General features: G+C 69.7%; 18 protein-coding genes. 14 read left to right on the top strand and 4 right to left on the bottom strand.

Going from position 1 to position 19,185, the window contains the following annotated elements; translation table 11 throughout:
- Window positions 1-5: 5 nt before the first annotated feature.
- On the top strand, window positions 6-1,439 hold the full coding sequence (argH, locus tag ABT115_RS08505) for an argininosuccinate lyase (protein WP_351785547.1): 1,434 nt from the start codon (window positions 6-8) through the stop codon (window positions 1,437-1,439).
- Between the two features lie 131 nt (window positions 1,440-1,570).
- Window positions 1,571-2,542 carry an aldo/keto reductase gene (locus tag ABT115_RS08500; protein WP_351785545.1) on the top strand — a complete coding sequence of 324 codons (972 nt, stop codon included), beginning with the start codon at window positions 1,571-1,573 and terminating at the stop codon, window positions 2,540-2,542.
- Window positions 2,543-2,584: 42 nt separating this feature from the next.
- Here the strand turns inward: ABT115_RS08500 and ABT115_RS08495 are convergent, their stop codons facing one another.
- The gene (locus ABT115_RS08495) at window positions 2,585-3,109 is read right to left on the bottom strand and encodes a hypothetical protein (RefSeq protein WP_351785542.1); all 525 of its coding nucleotides are present in this window, start codon (window positions 3,107-3,109) and stop codon (window positions 2,585-2,587) included.
- An 86-nt stretch (window positions 3,110-3,195) separates the two neighbouring features.
- Here ABT115_RS08495 and ABT115_RS08490 point away from each other — a divergent pair, with 86 nt between their 5' ends.
- Together ABT115_RS08490 and ABT115_RS08485 are read left to right on the top strand one after the other, a co-directional pair.
- Entirely contained in the window at window positions 3,196-3,747 is a 552-nt protein-coding gene (locus ABT115_RS08490; RefSeq protein ID WP_351785539.1) for a TetR/AcrR family transcriptional regulator, read from the top strand.
- A complete protein-coding gene (locus ABT115_RS08485) occupies window positions 3,744-5,282 on the top strand; it encodes an MFS transporter (RefSeq protein WP_351785537.1) in 1,539 nt (512 codons plus the stop codon). Before ABT115_RS08490 ends, ABT115_RS08485 begins: the two co-directional genes overlap by 4 nt.
- 92 nt (window positions 5,283-5,374) lie before the next feature.
- On the opposite strand, the gene ABT115_RS08480 is transcribed toward ABT115_RS08485, so the two are convergent.
- Window positions 5,375-6,046 (bottom strand): lysophospholipid acyltransferase family protein, encoded by a 672-nt coding sequence (locus ABT115_RS08480; protein ID WP_266363024.1) that lies wholly within the window; start codon window positions 6,044-6,046, stop codon window positions 5,375-5,377.
- Window positions 6,047-6,280: 234 nt separating this feature from the next.
- Here ABT115_RS08480 and ABT115_RS08475 point away from each other — a divergent pair, with 234 nt between their 5' ends.
- The 3 genes from ABT115_RS08475 to ABT115_RS08465 all read left to right on the top strand — a co-directional run bounded on the left by ABT115_RS08475 (window position 6,281) and on the right by ABT115_RS08465 (window position 8,659).
- Window positions 6,281-7,456 (top strand): glycerophosphodiester phosphodiesterase, encoded by a 1,176-nt coding sequence (locus ABT115_RS08475; protein ID WP_351785534.1) that lies wholly within the window; start codon window positions 6,281-6,283, stop codon window positions 7,454-7,456.
- A gap of 94 nt (window positions 7,457-7,550) precedes the next feature.
- The gene (locus ABT115_RS08470) at window positions 7,551-8,165 is read left to right on the top strand and encodes an RNA polymerase sigma factor (RefSeq protein WP_351785531.1); all 615 of its coding nucleotides are present in this window, start codon (window positions 7,551-7,553) and stop codon (window positions 8,163-8,165) included.
- Window positions 8,156-8,659, top strand: a complete 504-nt coding sequence (locus tag ABT115_RS08465; protein ID WP_351785529.1) for a GNAT family N-acetyltransferase — start codon at window positions 8,156-8,158, stop codon at window positions 8,657-8,659. The genes ABT115_RS08470 and ABT115_RS08465 overlap by 10 nt, the downstream gene beginning before the upstream one ends.
- A 23-nt stretch (window positions 8,660-8,682) precedes the next feature.
- Here the strand turns inward: ABT115_RS08465 and ABT115_RS08460 are convergent, their stop codons facing one another.
- Complete coding sequence (locus ABT115_RS08460; RefSeq protein WP_351785527.1) at window positions 8,683-9,120, bottom strand: hypothetical protein; 438 nt, start codon at window positions 9,118-9,120, stop codon at window positions 8,683-8,685.
- A gap of 2 nt (window positions 9,121-9,122) precedes the next feature.
- The gene (locus tag ABT115_RS08455) at window positions 9,123-9,482 is read right to left on the bottom strand and encodes a hypothetical protein (protein WP_351785524.1); all 360 of its coding nucleotides are present in this window, start codon (window positions 9,480-9,482) and stop codon (window positions 9,123-9,125) included.
- A gap of 92 nt (window positions 9,483-9,574) precedes the next feature.
- Here ABT115_RS08455 and ABT115_RS08450 point away from each other — a divergent pair, with 92 nt between their 5' ends.
- From ABT115_RS08450 to cobT, 7 genes are all read left to right on the top strand, one after another.
- Entirely contained in the window at window positions 9,575-10,222 is a 648-nt protein-coding gene (locus tag ABT115_RS08450) for an HAD family hydrolase (protein WP_351785521.1), read from the top strand.
- Between the two features lie 390 nt (window positions 10,223-10,612).
- A complete protein-coding gene (locus ABT115_RS08445) occupies window positions 10,613-11,674 on the top strand; it encodes a methionine ABC transporter ATP-binding protein (protein WP_351785519.1) in 1,062 nt (353 codons plus the stop codon).
- On the top strand, window positions 11,671-12,342 hold the full coding sequence (locus ABT115_RS08440; protein WP_351785516.1) for a methionine ABC transporter permease: 672 nt from the start codon (window positions 11,671-11,673) through the stop codon (window positions 12,340-12,342). Before ABT115_RS08445 ends, ABT115_RS08440 begins: the two co-directional genes overlap by 4 nt.
- Window positions 12,343-12,415: 73 nt before the next feature.
- Complete coding sequence (locus ABT115_RS08435; protein ID WP_351785513.1) at window positions 12,416-13,282, top strand: MetQ/NlpA family ABC transporter substrate-binding protein; 867 nt, start codon at window positions 12,416-12,418, stop codon at window positions 13,280-13,282.
- 101 nt (window positions 13,283-13,383) lie between these two features.
- The gene (locus ABT115_RS08430) at window positions 13,384-14,070 is read left to right on the top strand and encodes a GNAT family N-acetyltransferase (protein ID WP_351785511.1); all 687 of its coding nucleotides are present in this window, start codon (window positions 13,384-13,386) and stop codon (window positions 14,068-14,070) included.
- A 109-nt stretch (window positions 14,071-14,179) separates the two neighbouring features.
- Window positions 14,180-15,418: a precorrin-6y C5,15-methyltransferase (decarboxylating) subunit CbiE gene (gene cbiE / locus ABT115_RS08425; protein ID WP_351785509.1), complete on the top strand. Its 1,239-nt coding sequence runs from the start codon at window positions 14,180-14,182 to the stop codon at window positions 15,416-15,418.
- A 334-nt stretch (window positions 15,419-15,752) separates the two neighbouring features.
- Complete coding sequence (gene cobT, locus ABT115_RS08420) at window positions 15,753-19,130, top strand: nicotinate-nucleotide--dimethylbenzimidazole phosphoribosyltransferase (protein ID WP_351785507.1); 3,378 nt, start codon at window positions 15,753-15,755, stop codon at window positions 19,128-19,130.
- The last annotated feature ends 55 nt before the right edge of the window (window positions 19,131-19,185 follow it).

The raw sequence follows: 19,185 nt of genomic DNA, 5'->3' as shown, positions 1-19,185 counted from the left end.
ACGCAGTGAGCAACGGCACCGGCAACAGCGACGTACGCCTCTGGGGCGGCCGTTTCGCCGACGGTCCGGCGGAGGCGCTGGCCAAGCTGTCCGCCTCCGTCCACTTCGACTGGCGGCTCGCGCCGTACGACATCGCCGGTTCCCGCGCCCACGCGCGCGTCCTCAACAAGGCGGGCCTGCTCACCGAGGACGAGCTGACCCGCATGATCGCCGGTCTCGACCAGCTCGAAGCCGATGTCACGGACGGCTCCTTCACCGGCACCATCGCCGACGAGGACGTCCACACCGCGCTGGAGCGCGGTCTGCTGGAACGCCTCGGTCCGGACCTCGGCGGCAAGCTCCGCGCCGGCCGGTCCCGCAATGACCAGGTCGCCACGCTCTTCCGGATGTACCTGCGCGACCACGCCCGGATCATCGGCGGTCTGATCGCCGAGCTCCAGGGCGCTCTGGTCGGCCTCGCCGAGGCGCACCCGGATGTTGCGATGCCTGGTCGTACGCATCTGCAGCACGCCCAGCCGGTGCTCTTCGCCCACCACGTCCTGGCCCATGTGCAGTCCCTCTCCCGGGACGCCGAGCGGCTGCGCCAGTGGGACGAGCGGACCGCCGTCTCCCCGTACGGCTCCGGTGCACTGGCCGGTTCGTCCCTCGGGCTCGACCCGGAGGCGGTCGCCGCCGACCTCGGCTTCGAGCACGGTTCCGTCGCCAACTCCATCGACGGCACGGCCTCCCGCGACTTCGTCGCCGAGTTCGCGTTCATCACCGCGATGATCGGCGTCAATCTCTCCCGGATCGCGGAGGAGGTCATCATCTGGAACACGAAGGAGTTCTCCTTCGTCACCCTGCACGACGCCTTCTCCACCGGCTCCTCGATCATGCCGCAGAAGAAGAACCCGGACATCGCCGAGCTGGCCCGAGGCAAGTCCGGTCGGCTGATCGGAAATCTGACGGGTCTGATGGCCACGCTGAAGGCCCTCCCGCTCGCGTACAACCGTGACCTCCAGGAGGACAAGGAGCCGGTCTTCGACTCCTGCGACCAGCTCGAAGTCCTGCTGCCCGCCTTCACCGGAATGATGGCCACGCTCACAGTCAACCGCGAGCGCATGCAGGAGCTGGCTCCGGCCGGCTTCTCGCTCGCCACCGACATCGCCGAGTGGCTGGTCAAGCAGGGCGTGCCGTTCCGCGTCGCACATGAGGTCGCGGGCGAGTGCGTCAAGGAGTGCGAGCAACACGGCATCGAGCTCGACGAGCTGACCGACGAGCAGTTCGCGCAGATCTCCGAGCACCTCACCCCCGAGGTCCGCACGGTCCTCAATGTGTCCGGCGCGCTCGCGTCCCGCAGCGGCCGCGGCGGGACCGCCCCGTCTGCCGTGGCCGTCCAACTCGCCGAGGTCAAGGCCGACCTCGCCGCCCAGCAGGCGTGGGCCACAGCGAAGAACTGACAGCGGAGAACCGGCATCGCCGAAGGCGAATAGAGGCGGGGAGCGGCCGCACGCTCCCCGCCTTTCGGTTTTCCCGAGCTGAGTTACGTTGACGTTGACGGAGAGCGCACCCGATCGACGAGGAGCCCACAATGCCTTTCGCCAGGCTGGCCACAGCGACGACTCCGACCGCCCACATCGGGCTCGGTCTGGCAGCGGTCGGCAGGCCCGGCTACATCAACCTCCACCGCGACCGCGATCTGCCCGGGGACCGCAGCGTCGAGGCGCTGCGCGAGCGGACCCACGAGCTGCTGGATGCCGCCTATGCGCAGGGCGTCCGCTACTTCGACGCGGCCCGCTCCTACGGCCGTTCGGAGGAGTTCCTGGCCGAGTGGCTGACGGCGCGCCCGGAAGTGCGCGATGTCGTCGTCGGCAGCAAGTGGGGCTATACCTACACCGCTGACTGGAGCGTCGAAGCCGAGGCGCACGAGGTCAAGGACCACAGCCTCGCCATGTTCGAACGCCAGCGGGCGGAAACCGACGCGCTGCTCGGTGACCGTCTCGACCTCTACCAGATCCATTCCGTGACCGCCGACAGCCCGGCCCTCACCGACAAGGCGCTGCACGCACGGCTTGCCGCACTTGCCGCGGAGGGGGTCAGTGTCGGCCTGTCCACCAGCGGACCCGCCCAGGCCGACGCCATCCGGGCCGCTCTTGCCGTCACGGTCGACGGCGAGCCGCTCTTCCGTACGGTCCAGGCCACCTACAACGTCCTGGAGACCTCGGCCGGAGCGGCGCTCGCCGAGGCCCATGACGCCGGGCTCACCGTGATCGTCAAGGAAGCCATGGCCAACGGCCGGCTCGCCGGAACGGAAGCCCCCGCCGTCGTCCAGGAGATCGCCGCCGAGGCCGGCCTGGGCAGTGACGCGGTCGCCCTGGCGTTCGTACTGCACCAGCCATGGGCCGGTGTGGCGCTCTCCGGTGCGGCGACCGTCAACCAGCTCGCCGGAAACCTGCACGCGGCCGTCGTCGACCTCGACATTGAGCGGCGCGCCCGGCTCGATGCGCTCGTGGAGGAGCCGGAGGCGTACTGGCGGCACCGCGCCGGGCTGCCGTGGAGCTGACCGGGCGCGCCCGGCGCCGGTGACGCGGCGCTGATCCACCGCTCAGTGTCCGCTGCTCCGGTGGCCGTCCGCCCACACGGCCAGCCTCTCGAAATCGGCCGGCAGCAGTCCGATCCGCGGGTCGATCCACAGCAGCAGCGTCTCGGCCGCTCCCTGCCCCGAGATCCACTCCCGGTCCTGCTCGGCGATCTCGTCGTCGACCCAGGCGAACGGCCGGCCGGCCGCGTACTCCACGATGTACTGCGTCTTCCAGTACGTACCGTCCGGCGCGCCGCCGAACATCGACGGCCAGCCGATGTACGGCAGCGGGGGAAGTCCGAGCCGCGGTCCGATCCACCTGTTGGCCTCGCCCTCCCAGGTCGACGCCCAGACCAGTTCGTAACGGCCGGCGAGGGCCAGCAGCGCCTGGCCGTGTTCCGGGTTGAGCAGGACGGGCAGTGGCGGCCCGTAGTCCCACCCCGTGGGCCGCATCAGATGCAGGGCATAGCCGTCCGGGACGCGGCGGAGCATCAGTGCCGCGTACGGATTGAGCGGACCGTCGATGTCGATCAGCAGCAGCGGCTTCATGTCGACATCGTCCTCTCTCCGTTCCAAGGAGGGCGAGGCCTGCTTGCAATGAGACAATTTTGTCTCATTTGGTTTATCGTCGTCTCATGACTGTTGACCGTGAGCAGGTGCTGCGCAGCGCCGCCGCCCTGCTGACCCGTAAGTCGACCGCCACCATGGACGAGGTCGCCAAGGCCGCAGGCATCGGACGCGCCACCTTGCACCGGCACTTCGCCGGACGGGACGCCCTGGTCAAAGCGTTGGAGAACCTGGGAATCCAGGAGTTCGAAGCGGCCCTGGACGATGCCGCGCTCGACGAAGGGAGCTGCGAGGAGGCGCTGCGCCGACTCGTCGCGGCCGTCGAGTCGAGCGCCGGACTGCTCTCGTTCCTCGTCACCGAGAACCAGCTCTTCGAGGGCGACGAGGTGAACGAGGGCTGGAACCGGCTCGACGCCCGGGTCTCCGCCTTCTTCCGGCGCGGCCAGGAACGCGGCGAGTTCCGGATCGACCTCACCCCCGCCTGGCTGACCGAGGCCCTCTACGGACTCGTCTCCGCCGGCGCCTGGGCCGTTCAGGTGGGCCGGGTCGCCGGGCAGGAATTCCAGTACATGATCGTCGAGTTGCTGCTCGGCGGCGCACGCCGGAGCGCGGAGCAATGAGCACCCTCGAACAGCACGCGGAAACCTCCCAAGAGCTGCACCGTCCCGGGCGGTGGATCGCGCTGGCCGTCCTCGTCCTCGCCGTGCTGCTCGTGGCCGTGGACGCCACAGTCCTCGGCCTCGCCACCCCCTTCCTCACCGAGGACCTCAAGCCGTCCGGCACCCAGCTGCTCTGGATCGGCGACGTCTACTCCTTCGTCATCGCCGGGCTGCTCGTCTCCATGGGCAGCCTCGGTGACCGCATCGGCCGCAAGAAGCTGCTGCTGACCGGGGCCGTTGCCTTCGGCGCGGTCTCCGTGCTCAATGCGTACGCGAGCACGCCCGAGACGATGATCCTGGCGCGGGCGCTGCTCGGTGTCACCGGTGCCACGCTCATGCCGTCCACGCTCGCCCTGATCCGCAACCTCTTCCACGATCCGCGCGAGCGCAGCCTCGCCATCGGTATCTGGGGAGCCATGGCCTCCGCGGGTACGGCCGTCGGACCTATCGTCGGCGGATTCCTCCTGGAGCACTTCTGGTGGGGCTCGGTCTTCCTGATCAACCTGCCGGTCATGGCCGTCCTCGTGGCTGTCGGCAGCAAAATGATTCCCGAGTCGAAGAATCCGGCACCGGGCCCCTGGGACCTTCTCAGCGTGGCTCTCTCCTTCATCGGCATGATCGGAGTCGTCTACGCCGTCAAGGAGCTGGCCGCGCACGGCGCGAGCTGGGGGATCGCCATCGCGGGCATCGGCGGCCTGGCCGCGCTCTGCTGGTTCGTACGCAGGCAACTCACGCTCCCCGCACCCCTGCTGGACATGCGGCTCTTTCACCACCGGGGCTTCTCGGGTGCGGTCCTCGCCGATCTGCTGACCATCCTCGGCCTGTCCGGGCTCGTCTTCTTCCTCTCCCAGTTCCTGCAACTGGTACAGGGACGCGGGCCCCTGGAGGCCGGACTTGCCGAACTGCCCGCAGCCATCGGTGCGGTCACCGCGGGGCTGATCGCGGGCCGGGCCGCCCGGCGCTACTCGGTGCGGTCGGTGGTGTCCGGCGGTCTCGGGGCGATCGGCCTGGCGCTCGCCGCTGTCACCCTGATGCACAAGGAGACCGCCTATCCGCTGATCGGTGCGGTGCTGCTGGTCGTCGGCCTCGGTGCGGGCTTCGCCTTCACCGTCACCTCTGATGTGATCCTCTCCAGCGTCCCGAAGGAACAGGCGGGCTCCGCGGGCGCGGTCTCGGAGACGGCGTACGAACTCGGTGCGGCCCTCGGTATCGCCCTGCTCGGCTCCTGCGTCACCGGCGTCTACCAGGACTTCGCCACCCCGAAGGGCGTCCCGTCCGCCAACGCTGCAGCGGCCCATGAATCGCTGGGCGGCGCCGTCGAAGCGGCCCACGGCCTGCCGGCACAGCAGGCGAGCGCACTGGTCTCCGCGGCACAGGAATCGTTCGTCGACGGACTGCGGCTCGCCGCGGGTGTCGGCGCAGCGGTCCTGCTGGCGACGGCCGTCGCCGCCTGGTTCCTGTTGCGTGGTCAGAAGCTGGAGGACGGCATCGAGTAGCCGCCCGCGCCGTACGAGTTGCGACGGCACACGGAAGGGCCCATGCCACCGACCGGAGGACGCTGTTGGTCAATTCCGGGGGGCGCGTCAGCTCACGCGGCCTTGGCCTTCGTCGCATACATGTCGACGTACTCCTGGCCGGACAGCCGCATCACCTCGGCCATCACGGAGTCGGTCACCGCCCGCAGTACATAGCGGTCGCGGTCCATGCCCTCGTAGCGGGAGAACTCCATCGGCGCACCGAAACGGACCGTCACCTTGCCGGGACGGGGCAGACCGGCGCCACCGGGCTGCAGCTTGTCCGTACCGATCATCGCGAACGGCACCACCGGTGCACCCGTCATCAGCGTCAGCCGGGCGATGCCCGTACGGCCCCGGTAGAGGCGGCCGTCGGGGGAGCGGGTGCCCTCCGGGTAGATGGCGAACGCCTTGCCCTCCTCCAGCACCCGGCGTCCCGTCATCAGCGCCGCGACACCGCCGCGGCCGCCGTCACGGTCCACCGGGATCATGCCGCAGCCCGTGAAGAACCAGGCCATCGCACGGCCCTTGAGCCCCTTGCCCGTCACGTACTCGTCCTTGCCGATGTAGGAAACCTGCCGGTCGCAGCAGATCGGCATGATCATCGAGTCGATGAAGGTCAGATGGTTGCCCGCGAGGATCACCGGACCGTCCCCGGGAATGTTCTCCACACCCTCCACCTGAGGGCGGAACATCAGACGCAAGATCGGTCCGAGCACTGCCTTGATGAGTGCGTGTCGGGACAACGGTTCCTCCGGTGTAATGGCCGGGCCGGCCGAGGCGCGGGATCGTGACGTTGCATGCAGGTGAGGACGATACTCGCGGCTATTTTCCCATCGCACATCGGGTTCACAGATTGGATACACAGTGTTGACGTGAGTTTCCGCCAAGTTCGTCCAGGAGCTGCTCCTGTGACGGTACGACTCCCTACGCTCGGGCCTCGCCCGACAGGTGCCAGACATCACACGCGAGGAGCATCCATGACAGAGCGCGCGCAGGCAGGTCCCGGCCGCAGAACCCTGCTGGGAGCGGGAGCCGCCGTACTGGGCACGGCCGCCCTCGGACTGGCCGACAGCCCGGCCGAAGCCGCCGACCATGCCCAGAACGCCTCCGAAGGGTCCAGCGGCCACGGATTCCGTCTCGACCTGCCGGTGCCCACCGTCATCGGACACCGCGGCACCAGCGGCTACCGGCCCGAGCACACCCTCGGCTCCTACCAGCTGGCCCTCGACATGGGCGCGCACATCATCGAGCAGGACCTGGTGCCGACCAAGGACGGCCACCTCGTCTGCCGTCACGAGAACGACATCACCGCCACCACCGATGTGTCTGCCCATCCCGAGTTCGCGAGCCGCAGAACCACGAAGAAGGTAGACGGGGTCTCCCTCACCGGCTGGTTCACCGAGGACTTCACCCTCGCCGAACTGAAGACGCTCCGCGCCAAGGAGCGCATACCCGGCACCCGTCAGAAGAACACGCTCTACGACGGCCGCTGGGAGATCCCCACGTTCGAAGAGGTGCTCCAGTGGGCCGACCGCGAGGGCCGCAAGCGCGGCAAGCAGGTCTGGCTGTACGTCGAGACCAAGCACCCCACCTACTTCCGCAGCCTCGGTCTGGGCCTCGAAGAGCCCCTCGCCAAGCTGCTGCGCCGTTATAACCGCCACCGCAAGCAGTCGCCGCTCATCCTCCAGTCCTTCGAGCCCGGCAGCATTCAGCGGCTGGCCGGACTCGTCGCCACCCCGCGCGTCGTACTGCTCTCCGGCGCGGGCGAGCGGCCCTGGGACTTCGTGACGTCCGGCGATCCGCGTACCGTCGCCGATCTGGTGAAGCCCGAGGGTCTGAAGTGGATCGCGTCCTTCGCCCAGGGCATCGGACCCACCCTGGACCTGATCATTCCCAAGGACGCCTCGGGTCGGCTCACCGCACCGACCGCCCTGGTGAAGGACGCACACGCCCAGGGGCTGGTCCTGCACCCGTACACCATGCGCAACGAGAACACCTTCCTGCCCGCCGACTTCCGACGCGGCACGGACCCCAGCGCCTACGGTGACGCATTCGGCGCGTTCCAGGCATACTTCGCGACGGGTATCGACGGGGTCTTCTCCGACAACCCGGACACCGCGCTTCTCGCCGCGGCGGACTTCGCCGCGAAGTGACACCGGCGTCAGCACCCGGCCGGGGAGTGCTCCGGTCGGGTGGTGCTCGCCGGGTGGGGCAACCGGCCGCCGGCACAGATGCGTCGGCCGAAGCATGAGGCTTCTCGAACTTGCCCCCGCAGGTACCGCCGTCGCCCCCGCGGCCGTCGTCCATGCCCTGTATCCGCTGGTGAGCGCCGAGGCCACGGCCGAGGCGACCGCCTCGGCAACAGGCGCGGCGATCGAACCCGCCGATCTCGAACAGGCCGTCTGGCTGCGGCTGCTGGAGCGGCTCGCGCAGGACGGGCCGCCGGTGGACACCGCGCGCTGGGTGCGGCACGCCGTACGGGCGGAGGCCCGCCGGGCCCGCCGAACCGCCCGGCACGAACGCCCCTACCGTGACGAGACCTCCGCGGCTCCGGGCGGCTGCCCGGAGCGGATCGCCGTCGGCGCCGATGAACGCCGGGCGCTGCGCGCCGCGGTGGACCGGCTGCCCGGCCGGTGTGCCCGGCTGCTGGCGGCGATGCTTGCGCCCGGTGATCCCACTTACCGAGAAATCGCAGGGAAGTTGGGTATGTCACAGGGGAGTTTGGGGCCGGTCCGTTCCCGATGCCTTGGATGTCTGCGCAGAATGCTCGCGGCGGAGGTTGTAGCTCCTTTACCGCGGGGAAAGGAGCGTGAGAAACAACCGATGGATCAGGTGGGCGGAGGCATGCGCACATGGGCATGAGCGTGATCATCTCGGCGGCGACGGCACAGGACGCCGAACAGATCTTGAAACTTCAGTACCTCAGCTTCCAGAGCGAGGCAGAGCTGTACGGGAACTACCGGATCGACCCGCTCGTCCAGACCCTCGATTCGGTGCGCACCGAGATCGCCACGAATCTGGTATTCGTGGCGCGGCTGGGGGACGAAGTCGTCGGTTCCGTCCGTGGATCCACCGACCAGGACGGCACCGGGCAGATCGGGAGGCTCTGCGTCCACCCGCGGCTCCAGGGACACGGGCTCGGCGCCCGGCTGCTGCGGGCCGCCGAGTCCGGCCTCGTCGACGAGCAGTCGGCCACCCGCTTCCGGCTGCACACCGGGCATCGCAGCGAGAGCAATCTGCGGCTCTACCAGCGGGCGGGTTACGCCCGCGTGGGCAACGAGACCGGTCAGGACGGCGTCCGGATGATCCTGCTGGAGAAGGACGCGACGGCACCCACCTATGCGGCCAGCGCGTAGGCCCGGTTACGTGTTTTCGCGCCCTACGCGACTTTCGCCCGGCGCAGCCACATCATTCCGGTGATCGGCAGGATCACCGGAATGAACAGATAGCCCATGCCGAAATCGGACCAGACGGTGGCGTCCGCGAACGCCGACGGCTCCACCATCGTCCAGGTCCCCACGACCAGCACACCCAGGAGCTCGGCGGCGCAGCACACCAGCGCCGATCTGCGCGCCTTCTCGCCGCCGCGCACCAGCGAGTACGTGATGAATCCGTAGACGACAGCGGCAACGGCCGACAGCACATAGGGGAGCGGCGCCTTGTCGAAATCCAGGATCATCTGGACGATCGAGCGGGAGGCCGCCGCGACGGTGAACACCCCGTAGAACCAGACCAGTACCCGGCCGGGACCGGTGCCCAGGTCGAAGGGCTGCTTCTCGCCGGTGGCCGCTGCGGGGGTGCGGTCGGTGTCGGTCACGGTCAGCTTCCCCAGATGTCGTAGAGCCGCACTTCGAGGACGGCCAGCACGACCGCGCCCGCCGCCACAGTCACCGAACCCCATCGGGTCCGCTCGGTGAGCGACAGGAAACCGGCCGCGGGCACGGCGAGGAAGGCCGCGATCAGATACGCGATGAAGATTGTCATGCCCTGCTCGGGCCGCTCACCCCGGGACAGTTGCACGATGCCCACCACCATCTGGGCCAGCGCCAGCAGCGACACCACGGCCATTCCGATGAAATGCCAGTCCTTGGTCGGCTGGTCCCGGTATGCGGCGAATCCGCACCAGGCGGCGAGGGCGAGCGCGGTCACGGCGACCGCGACCGTCAGGGCGTCAAGCATGAGGTGAGGGTATTACGGACCAAAAGTCCCGCTGCGTGCGCCCCCGTACCCGGAGGGCACGGCCCGAGGGCGAGGCCTTAGTGTCGATGCACATGAAGATCCATGCCGAAGCCCTGCTGTTCGACAACGACGGAACCCTGCTCTCCTCGATCGAGTCGGTGTACCGCTGCTGGACCCGATGGGCCCAGGAGTACGGGATGACGGCGGAGGACTTCCAGGGTGTCGAACTGCACGGCCGGACGGCCGGCGAGATCATCGCCGAACTGCTGCCCGCCGACCGGGTCGACGGGGCCCTGGCCCGTATAGAGCAACTGGAGATCGAGGACGCACCCGGCGGAGTCGTCATCCTGCCCGGCACCAAGGAGCTGCTCGGCGCGCTGCCCGCGCACCGATGGGCCGTCGTCACCTCCGCCACCCGGCCGCTCGGCGAGGCCCGGCTGCGCGAAGTGGGGGTCGACTTCCCCGTGATGGTCGCCGCCGAGGACGTGACCCGGGGCAAGCCCGACCCCGAGCCCTACCTCCTGGCCGCCGGGCGGCTCGGCGTCGACCCGGCCCGCTGCGTGGTCTTCGAAGACGCCCCCGCCGGACTGCGGGCCGGGCGGGCGGCAGGCATGGCGACCGTGGCCTTGGCCACAACACATGACCGTTCCGAGCTGGACGCGGATGTCGTCGTCGACGATCTCTCTGCCGTATCGGTACAGGTCACGGCCGAGGGAGTGGAAATCACGACAGCCGGCTGAACCGGCTCGCACCACTATCCACGGCTGTCCGCCATACGGACAGGCGGGTCGGGCGAAACGTTACGTCTGTTTTACTTGGCGCATGACCACGACGAGCAACCGCACCCTTGCGACCGAGGCGAACACGACGCCCGGTGCTCGTTGTATGCGTCGAATGCGCGCCTTCTGAGGGCCCCCGCCTGAGCCTCGCGCCCCGAAGCGAGACCGAGCCGAGCCGTCCGCGCCCGGCGGAACGAGCCAGCCCGAGCACCGCCGCCCGGCCCCTGCCGCAGCCGGCCGTGCCGAGACCCCCGCTTGGACGTCCGATCGAAACGTCCCAACAGTCTCATCAGACGAATGCCCCGTGCCCGGCGGACACCGCGCCGCGCACTCGACAGTGACGGAAACCCTGTGATCACCACTTCGGGCCTCACGAAGGTCTACCAGTCGCGCGGCCGCGATGTCACCGCCCTGGACGGCGTCGACCTGCACGTCCGCGAGGGCGAGGTGTATGGCGTCATCGGACAGAGCGGCGCCGGAAAATCCTCCCTGATCCGCTGCGTCAACCTCCTGGAACGCCCCACCTCCGGCACCGTGACCGTGGACGGCCAGGACCTCACCGCCCTCGCCGGACGCGGCCGCCGGGCCGGCAAGGAACTGCGCGAGGCGCGCAGCCGCATCGGCATGGTCTTCCAGCACTTCAACCTGCTGGCCTCGCGGAACGTCCAGGACAACGTCGAACTCCCGCTGGAGATCCTCGGCGTCCTCGGCAAGGACCGCTCCCGCAAGGCCCTCGAACTCCTCGACCTGGTAGGTCTCGCCGACAAGGCCAAGGCCTATCCCGGCCAGCTCTCCGGCGGTCAGAAGCAGCGCGTCGGCATCGCCCGCGCGCTCGCCGGAGACCCCAAGGTGCTGCTCTCCGACGAGGCGACCTCCGCCCTCGACCCCGAGACCACCCGCTCCATCCTCCAGTTGCTGCGCGACCTCAACCAGCAGCTCGGCCTGACCGTTCTGCTCATCACGCACGAGATGGACGTCGTCAAGACGATCTGTGACTCCGCCGCGCTGATGCAGAAGGGGCGCATCGTCGAGTCGGGCACCGTCGGCGAACTGCTCGCCACCCCCGGCTCCGAACTGGCCCACGAGCTGTTCCCCGTCGGCGGTACGGCTTCCGGCCCCGACCGCACGGTCGTCGACGTCACCTTCCACGGTGAAGCCGCGAGCCAGCCGGTGATCTCGCAGCTCTCCCGTATGTACAACATCGACATCTCGATCCTGGGCGCCGCGATGGACACCGTCGGCGGCAACCAGATCGGCCGGATGCGCATCGAGCTGCCCGGCCGCTTCGAGGAGAACGTCGTCCCGATCGGCTTCCTGCGCGAGCAGGGCCTCCAGGCCGAGGTCGTGGAGCACGACGCCGCCTCCATCCCCGTACAGACCCCCGCCCCGCTCATCAAGGAGGTGGCGAAGTGACCTGGTCCGAAATGCAGCCGCTGCTCACCCAGGGAACCATCGACACCCTTTACATGGTGCTCTGGTCCGCGGTCGTCACCGTTCTCGTGGGGCTGCCGCTCGGCGTCCTGCTGGTCCTCACCGACAAGGGCGGACTGCTCCAGAACACCCTGCTGAACAAGGTGGTCGGCGTGATCGTGAACATCGGCCGCTCACTGCCGTTCATCATCCTGCTGATTGCCCTGATTCCCTTCACCACCTGGATCGTCGGAACCTTCATCGGCCCGACCGCGATGATCGTGCCGCTTGCCGTCGGCGCCATCCCGTTCTTCGCACGGCTCGTCGAGACGGCCGTCCGCGAGGTCGACCACGGGCTCGTCGAGGCCGTCCAGTCGATGGGCGGATCCATCCCGACGATCGTCCGCAAGGTGCTGTTGCCGCAGGCACTGCCCTCGCTCATCTCCAGCGTCACCACCACCGTCATCGTGCTCATCGGCTACTCCGCGATGGCCGGCGCGGTCGGCGGCGAAGGGCTCGGCTCCAAGGCCGTGACCTACGGATTCCAGCGCTTCGACAACCGGTTCATGCTCGTCACCGTCGCACTGCTGATCGTCATCGTGACCGTGATCCAGCTGATCGGCGACGGAGCCGTACGCCTGGTGGCCCGCCGGCGCCGCACCACCATCTGAGACTTCCTCTCCGCGCAAGCCCGAACTCCTTGTCCGGGCGCACCACCGTCACCACCAGAAAGAGGCACTTTTCGTGCGTAAGAGCATCAAGATCACCGCGGCTGCCGCCGCCACCGCCGCCCTCGCCTTCGGCCTCACCGCCTGCGGCACGTCGTCCGACCCGGCCTCCAAGAGCGAGACCGGCGCCAAGGCAGACACCTCCGAGGCGCTCGTCGTCGCCGCGTCCCCGACGCCGCACGCCGACATCCTGAACTTCGTCAAGAAGAACCTGGCGGCCGAGGAGGGCCTCAAGCTGGAAGTCAAGGAGTTCACGGACTACGTCCTGCCGAACACCGCCACGGAGACCGGTCAGGTCGACGCCAACTTCTTCCAGCACGCGCCCTACCTCGACGACTTCAACAAGAAGAACAACACCCACCTCGTCTCCGCCGGCACCGTCCACCTGGAGCCGCTCGGCCTCTACTCCAAGAAGGTCAAGGACATCGGTGACATCAAGTCCGGCCAGACGATCGCGGTGCCCAACGACACCACGAACGAGGGCCGCGCCCTCCAGCTGCTCGCCGACAACGGTCTGATCACCCTCAAGCCAGGCGTCGGCACTGACGCCGAGCTGAGCGACATCACCGACAAGAAGGGCCTGGAGTTCAAGGAGCTGGAGGCCGCAACCGTGCCCCGCGCCCTGAACGATGTGGACGCCGCCGTCATCAACGGCAACTACGCCATCGAGGCCGATCTCAAGCCCGCCGAAGACGCCCTCGCTCTGGAGAAGGCCGACGGCAACCCGTACGCCAACATCGTCGCCGTGAAGAAGGGCAACGAGAAGGACCCCCGCGTCCAGAAGCTCGTGAAGCTCCTCCACTCCGACGAGGTCAAGAAGTTCATCGAGGACACCTACCAGGGCTCGGTCGTCCCGGCATTCGGCGCCGCCGCCAAGTCCTGACACCTGCACGGGATCTGTCCGACGGCGCCCCGCGCACCCCAACACGGGCGCGGGGCGCCGTCGGACGGACCCGCCCATGCGCAGCGCCGGCCCGATGCTGCATGCTGTGCCTTTACACGGTCTTCAGCATGGAGCTGCGCATGACTTCCACCTTTCCGGACATCTCCATCAGCACGGATCGGTTGGTGCTGCGCCCTTTCGACATGGCGGACGTCCCCGCGTACATCGAGATGATGAACGACGAACTCGTCACCGCCTGGACCGAGGCCCCTCACCCCTACACCCAGGTCGACGCCGAACGCTGGGTCCGCAGGATCGCACCCGCACAGCGCACCACGGGCGACGGTATCGTTTTCGCCGTCACCGAATTCCTCACCCAGCGACTCGTCGGCTCGGTCCGCCTGCGCAACACCGACTGGCGCACCCGCGCCACCGAGGCCGCGTACATCACCGCCCCCTGGGCACGCGGCGAGGGATACGCCACCGAGTCCGTACTGGCGCTGGCCCAGTGGCTCTTCCGCGACCAAGGCTTCGAGCGCATCGAACTGCGCACCGCCGCCGACAACACCGCCTCCCAGCACGTCGCCCAGAAGCTCGGCTGCATCAGCGAGGGCGTCCTGCGCAACGCCCTCATAGCGCGCACCCGGACCGAGAACGGCACAGACGGAGGCTGGACCGACATCAGGACCGACCTGATCGTCTGGGGTCTGCTCCCCGAGGACCTCGAAGGAGTCGCCGAGCAGCTCGCCGACACGGGCGGCTACGGCGCCTACAACGACTGGAACTGACCCCTCGAAGGGGTCCTGGCACCGTACGGGTACGGACCGGGTACTCTCACCCTGTTCCGCCTCTCACGGGTAATCCCCACCTGTGACAACTCCAGGAGACTGACGACAGATGGCCGATCGGGTCACCGTGATCGGCTGGGACGGCTCGCCACTGACCGGAGCGGCCACGGCCGCCCTCTCGGCCGCCACGCTCGTCGCCGGAGCCGCCCACCACCTTGCACTGCCCGAAGTCCCGGCGAACGCCGAACGGATCCGCCTGGGCTCCATCGACCTGGCCGCCCGCCGGATCGCCGGACACCGCGGCAGCGCCGTGGTCCTCGCCGACGGAGACCCCGGCTTCTTCGGAGTCGTACGCAGTCTCCGTGCACCCGAGCACGGCCTCGAAGTCGAAGTGGTGCCCGCGGTGTCCTCCGTCGCCACCGCCTTCGCCCGCGCCGGGATGCCGTGGGAGGACGCCCAGATCGTCGTCGCCCACCCCCGCACCCTGCGCCGCGCCGTCAACGTCTGCCGCGCCCACCACAAGGTCGCCGTCCTCACCTCGCCCGGCGCGGGCCCCGCCGAACTCGCCCTGCTCCTTGAGGGCGTCCCCCGCACCTTTGTCATCTGCGAGGAACTCGGCACCGCACGCGAACAGGTCAGCGTCGTCACCTCCGAGAAGGCCGCAGACCACGTCTGGCGCGACCCCAACGTGGTGATCGTCATCGGCGGCGGCCCCGAACCGCAGGCCACCGGCGCCTGGATCGCCGGCCGTCAACCCGCCTGTCCCCGTGGCGTACGCGGCTGGGCACTGCCCGCTCAGGCCTACCCGGGCGGCGCCACGGACACCGGGGACGGGAGCGGCGAGGGTGAGTCCCCGGGGCTGCGCGCTGCCCAACTGGCCCGCCTGGGCCCCCGTACCGGAGACCTCCTGTGGGACATCGGCTCCGGCAGCGGGGCCCTGGCGGTGGAGGCCGCCCGGTTCGGGGCGGCGGTCCTGGCGGTCGACAGTGACCCGGCGGCCTGCGCCCGCACGGCGGCGGCCGCCCGGTCCTTCGGAGTCCAGCTCCAGGTCATCGAGGGCCGGGCACCCCATGTGCTGGAACGGCTGCCGGAGCCCGATGTCGTACGGATCGGGGGCGGGGGAGTCCCCGTCGTCACCGCCGTCACCGAGCGCCGGCCAGAGCGCATCGTGACCCATGCGTCGACGCGCGACGAGGCCGAGGCGCTCGGCGCCGCACTCACCGGGAACGGGTACACCATCCGGTGTTCGCTCCTCCAGTCCGTCGAACTCGACACGGCCACATGGTCGGAGCGCGAACGCTCGGTCGTGTTCCTGCTGTCGGCGCTGCGTTCGGACCTCGCCCCCTGACCTGGCCGACGTGCAGCGCGAGGTAGGCTGGCCGATTGTTGCACCGCGGCTGGACGTTCGTCGCTTCGTTCGTCAATGTCCGGAAAAGGGGGCTGTTTTGGCACCCGTTGTGGTACGGCAGAACCTGGGGGACGCGCGACGTGGCGCAGTCCACAGCGGGCCGTGGCGAAATGAGCTGCCGCGGCGGCGAATGGCCGCGAGAATGCAGTATGTCCGCGACCGTTTCGTGCCGCGCGGCGCGCCCGCTCGTTCTTGTTGACGAGCACCGGCGTGCCGTGGTCGGGCGTCCCGGGCGAAGGGCCGAAGGAGCACTGACGATGGGCGAGGGGTACGCATGAGTGACACCGGCCAGATCCCGGGTGAGGGACTGCCGGAGAACGCAGGCATGGTGGAGCAGCCGGGCATCGCCGCCCCGGATGCCTACACCTACCTCGCTCCCTCCGAGCATGTGTCCGAGGACGACGATCTCCTGCTGATGCCGAGCCCCCAGGGCGCCTGGAGCGACCCGCAGGCGGTACCGCCCCCCGGTCAGTACCCCGGGGGTGTCGCCGCGCAAGCACTGCTGCCTGAACAGGGCGCCTACCAGGCCCAGTCCTCGGCACAAGCGGCCCACCCCCAGCCGGTCGGCGAGACTCCCGCGCAGCCCCAGGGGCCCGTGCAGGTACAGGCGCAGGAACCCGTTCAGGCACAGGTCGCTGACGCATACGCCGCGCAGCAGCCGGTGGCCGAACCCGGGCCCGAGGCCGGCCAGGGGACGCACGAGTCAGGTGGCCGCGACTCCGGTTCGGTCGACCTGACGGGCGTACGCATTCCGTCCCCCACCCCGGCTCCCGCTCCGGCCACGGCGGTGCAGAGCCAGGCCCCGGTGCGACGACCGCTGCATCGCGGCCCGGTCGTGGCAGACGGTGGGCATTCCTACGGCGGGACGCCCACCGGTGGCGTGGTCCGCTCGCTCGCCGACCGCGGACCCGCGGGCGCGCCCCAGGCGCAGGCACAGGCCCAGCCACAGGCCCAGCCACAGGCCCAGAGCCAGGCCCCCGCACGGCACGCCGGACCGCCGACCACCGGGCCCGAGTACTTCGAGACGCCGGTTGACGAGGTGTCCGCGCTGCCGGGCCCGCAGCTCGGTGAGATCCTGCCGCAGGGCGGGAGCCCGTGGGCGGCCGAGGCGCCGCAGCCGGTCGTTCCCCCGGTGGCGGCGGAAACGGTCGTGCCGGAGCCGGTCGCCGAGCCGGTACCGGCGACACAGCAGGAACAGCCGGAACCGCAGGAACAGCCGGTGCAGGTCGCTCAGGTGGCGGTGCCGGAGGCCGTGAGTGCCCCCGAGGCCGACGCGGCACCGACCGCTGTGGCGACTCCCGTCGAGGTTCCGGTACAGGTTTCGGCAGAGGCAGAGGCAGAGGCAGAGGCAGAGGCAGAGGCAGAGGCAGAGGCAGAGGCAGAGGCAGAAGCACCCGCCGAAGTCGCTGTCCTCGCATCGGAGGACGTCGCGGAAGCCGCTCCCACGGGCCAGTTCGTGCCCGTGGAGGGTTCGGTGCCGACGCCCCCGCACCTGCCCCCGACGCCCGCCGTGGAGCAGCCCGGGGAAACGGAACCCGAGCCCGAGCCCGAGCGCGTGGCGTTCGTCATGGAGCCGGTACAGCCCGCTCAGCCCGAGGCCGCCGGGTCCGCGGAAGCGGTCGAGACTGTTGAGGCCGTCGAGAACGCCGCGCCCGCCGAAGCTCCTGAGCCGACCCCCGCGCCTGTCCCTGTCCCCGAGGCCGAAGTTCTGACGGTGGCTGAGCCGGAGCCCGAGCCGGGCCCGGAAGCCGTCGAGACCCCGGCCGTCACGGCCCCCGCGGAGCGTGCAGAGCCCACAAAGACCGCGCCCGTGGAGTCCGTACAGCCAGAGGTCCGGCCCGAGCCTCAGCTCCAGCCCCACGCCGAGGAAGCCGAAGCCCCCGAGGCGTCCGAGCCCGACGAGACCGAGGCTCCCGCCTCCCCGCCCGCCCCCGGCTACGACGAGGCGGAGCGCGAGGCAGTACTCCGGGTCATGCGCGAGCGCCGCGACATCCGCAATGGCTTCCGCAGCGACCCGATTCCGCACGAGGTGCTGCTCCGCGTCCTCGAAGCCGCGCACACGGCGCCCAGCGTCGGCCACTCGCAGCCCTGGGACTTCGTCGTCATCCGCTCGGCGGAGACCCGTCGTTCCATGCACGAACTGGCACAGCGTCAACGCGAGGCCTACGCCAAGTCGCTTCCCAAGGGCCGGGCCAAGCAGTTCAAGGAACTGAAGATCGAGGCCATCCTCGACACCCCGGTCAACATCGTCGTCACCGCCGACCCCACCCGCGGCGGCCGGCACACCCTCGGCCGGCACACCCAGCCGCAGATGGCCCCGTACTCCTCGGCGCTCGCCGTCGAGAACCTGTGGCTCGCCGCCCGCGCCGAAGGCCTCGGCGTCGGATGGGTCAGCTTCTTCGACGAGCGCGAGATGGTCCGCGCCCTGGGCCTGCCCGAGCACCTCGAAGTCGTCGCGTACCTCTGTGTCGGTTACGTCGACGAGTTCCCCGAGGATCCCGAGCTGATGCAGGCAGGCTGGTCCAAGCGCCGCCCGCTTGCCTGGGTCGTCCACGAGGAGACGTATGGTCGCCGCGCCCTGCCCGGCGAGGAACCGCACGACCTGCTGCAGGAGACCATCTCCAACATCCGTCCGCTGGACGCCAAGGCGCTCGGCGAGGCGTGGGAACGCCAGAAGCGGATGACCAAGCCCGCCGGTGCGCTCGGCATGCTGGAGATCATCTCCGCGCAGCTGTCGGGACTCTCCCGGATGTGCCCGCCGCCGATCCCTGAGCCCGCGGCCGTCGCGATCTTCGCGGGGGACCACGGGGTGCACGCCCAGGGCGTCACCGCGTGGCCGCAGGAGGTCACCGGCCAGATGGTCGCCAACTTCCTCGGCGGCGGCGCGGTCTGCAACGCGTTCGCGGCCCAGGTCGGCGCCGAGGTGTGCGTGGTCGACGTCGGCGTGGCCACGGAACTGCCCGCGGCACCCGGCCTCCTTCCCCGCAAGGTGCGCGCCGGAACGGCCGACTTCACGACTGGCCCGGCCCTCACCCGCGAAGAGGTCCTCTCGGCCATCGAGGTCGGCATCGAGACCGCCCGCGATCTGGTCGCGGCGGGCAACAAGGGCCTGCTCATCGGTGAGATGGGCATCGCCAACACCACCGCGTCGGCCGCACTGATCTGCGTGTACACGGGTCTGGACCCGGCCGAGGTGACCGGCCGCGGTACCGGCATCAACGACGAGATGCACGCCCGCAAGGTCGATGTGGTCCGCCGGGCCCTCGAACTCCACCAGCCCGACCCGGCCGACCCGATCGGTGTCCTGGCGTCGGTCGGTGGCCTCGAACACGCGGCGATGGCCGGCTTCCTGCTGGGAGGTGCCTCGCTCCGTACGCCCGTCATCCTCGACGGCGTGAGCGCTGGCGCCGCCGCCCTGGTCGCCCGGGCGATCGCCCCCGAGGCCCTCGCCGCCTGCATCGCCGGCCACCGCAGCGCCGAGCCCGGCCATGTTGCCGCACTCAACAAGCTGGGCCTGCGTCCGCTGGTCGACCTCGACCTCCGCCTCGGCGAAGGCACTGGTGCTCTGCTGGCGCTGCCGATCGTGCAGAGTGCGGCGCGGGCGATGCATGAGGTGGCGTCGTTCGACTCGGCAGGCGTCACGGAGAAGTAGCCCCTCCACCGGACCCCAGCCCCTCCGGCGTTCGAGGAGCGGGGGTCCGGGCAGA

The organism is Streptomyces sp. NPDC001832, from assembly GCF_040297265.1.
Taxonomy (GTDB): Bacteria; Actinomycetota; Actinomycetes; order Streptomycetales; family Streptomycetaceae; genus Streptomyces.
The sequence above is the reverse complement of the archived record's forward strand: the minus strand, read 5'-3'. Positions and strand labels throughout refer to the sequence as shown.

Bases quoted from the DNA above. Each gene is read 5' to 3' on its own strand.
- ABT115_RS08500 (WP_351785545.1), top strand. From the start codon at position 1,571: ATGCCTTTCGCCAGGCTGGCCACAGCGACGACTCCGACCGCCCACATC.
- ABT115_RS08495 (WP_351785542.1), bottom strand. From the start codon at position 3,109: ATGAAGCCGCTGCTGCTGATCGACATCGACGGTCCGCTCAATCCGTAC.
- ABT115_RS08490 (WP_351785539.1), top strand. From the start codon at position 3,196: ATGACTGTTGACCGTGAGCAGGTGCTGCGCAGCGCCGCCGCCCTGCTG.
- ABT115_RS08485 (WP_351785537.1), top strand. From the start codon at position 3,744: ATGAGCACCCTCGAACAGCACGCGGAAACCTCCCAAGAGCTGCACCGT.
- ABT115_RS08475 (WP_351785534.1), top strand. From the start codon at position 6,281: ATGACAGAGCGCGCGCAGGCAGGTCCCGGCCGCAGAACCCTGCTGGGA.
- ABT115_RS08470 (WP_351785531.1), top strand. From the start codon at position 7,551: ATGAGGCTTCTCGAACTTGCCCCCGCAGGTACCGCCGTCGCCCCCGCG.
- ABT115_RS08465 (WP_351785529.1), top strand. From the start codon at position 8,156: ATGGGCATGAGCGTGATCATCTCGGCGGCGACGGCACAGGACGCCGAA.
- ABT115_RS08455 (WP_351785524.1), bottom strand. From the start codon at position 9,482: ATGCTTGACGCCCTGACGGTCGCGGTCGCCGTGACCGCGCTCGCCCTC.
- ABT115_RS08450 (WP_351785521.1), top strand. From the start codon at position 9,575: ATGAAGATCCATGCCGAAGCCCTGCTGTTCGACAACGACGGAACCCTG.
- ABT115_RS08430 (WP_351785511.1), top strand. From the start codon at position 13,384: ATGCTGTGCCTTTACACGGTCTTCAGCATGGAGCTGCGCATGACTTCC.
- cbiE (WP_351785509.1), top strand. From the start codon at position 14,180: ATGGCCGATCGGGTCACCGTGATCGGCTGGGACGGCTCGCCACTGACC.
- cobT (WP_351785507.1), top strand. From the start codon at position 15,753: ATGAGTGACACCGGCCAGATCCCGGGTGAGGGACTGCCGGAGAACGCA.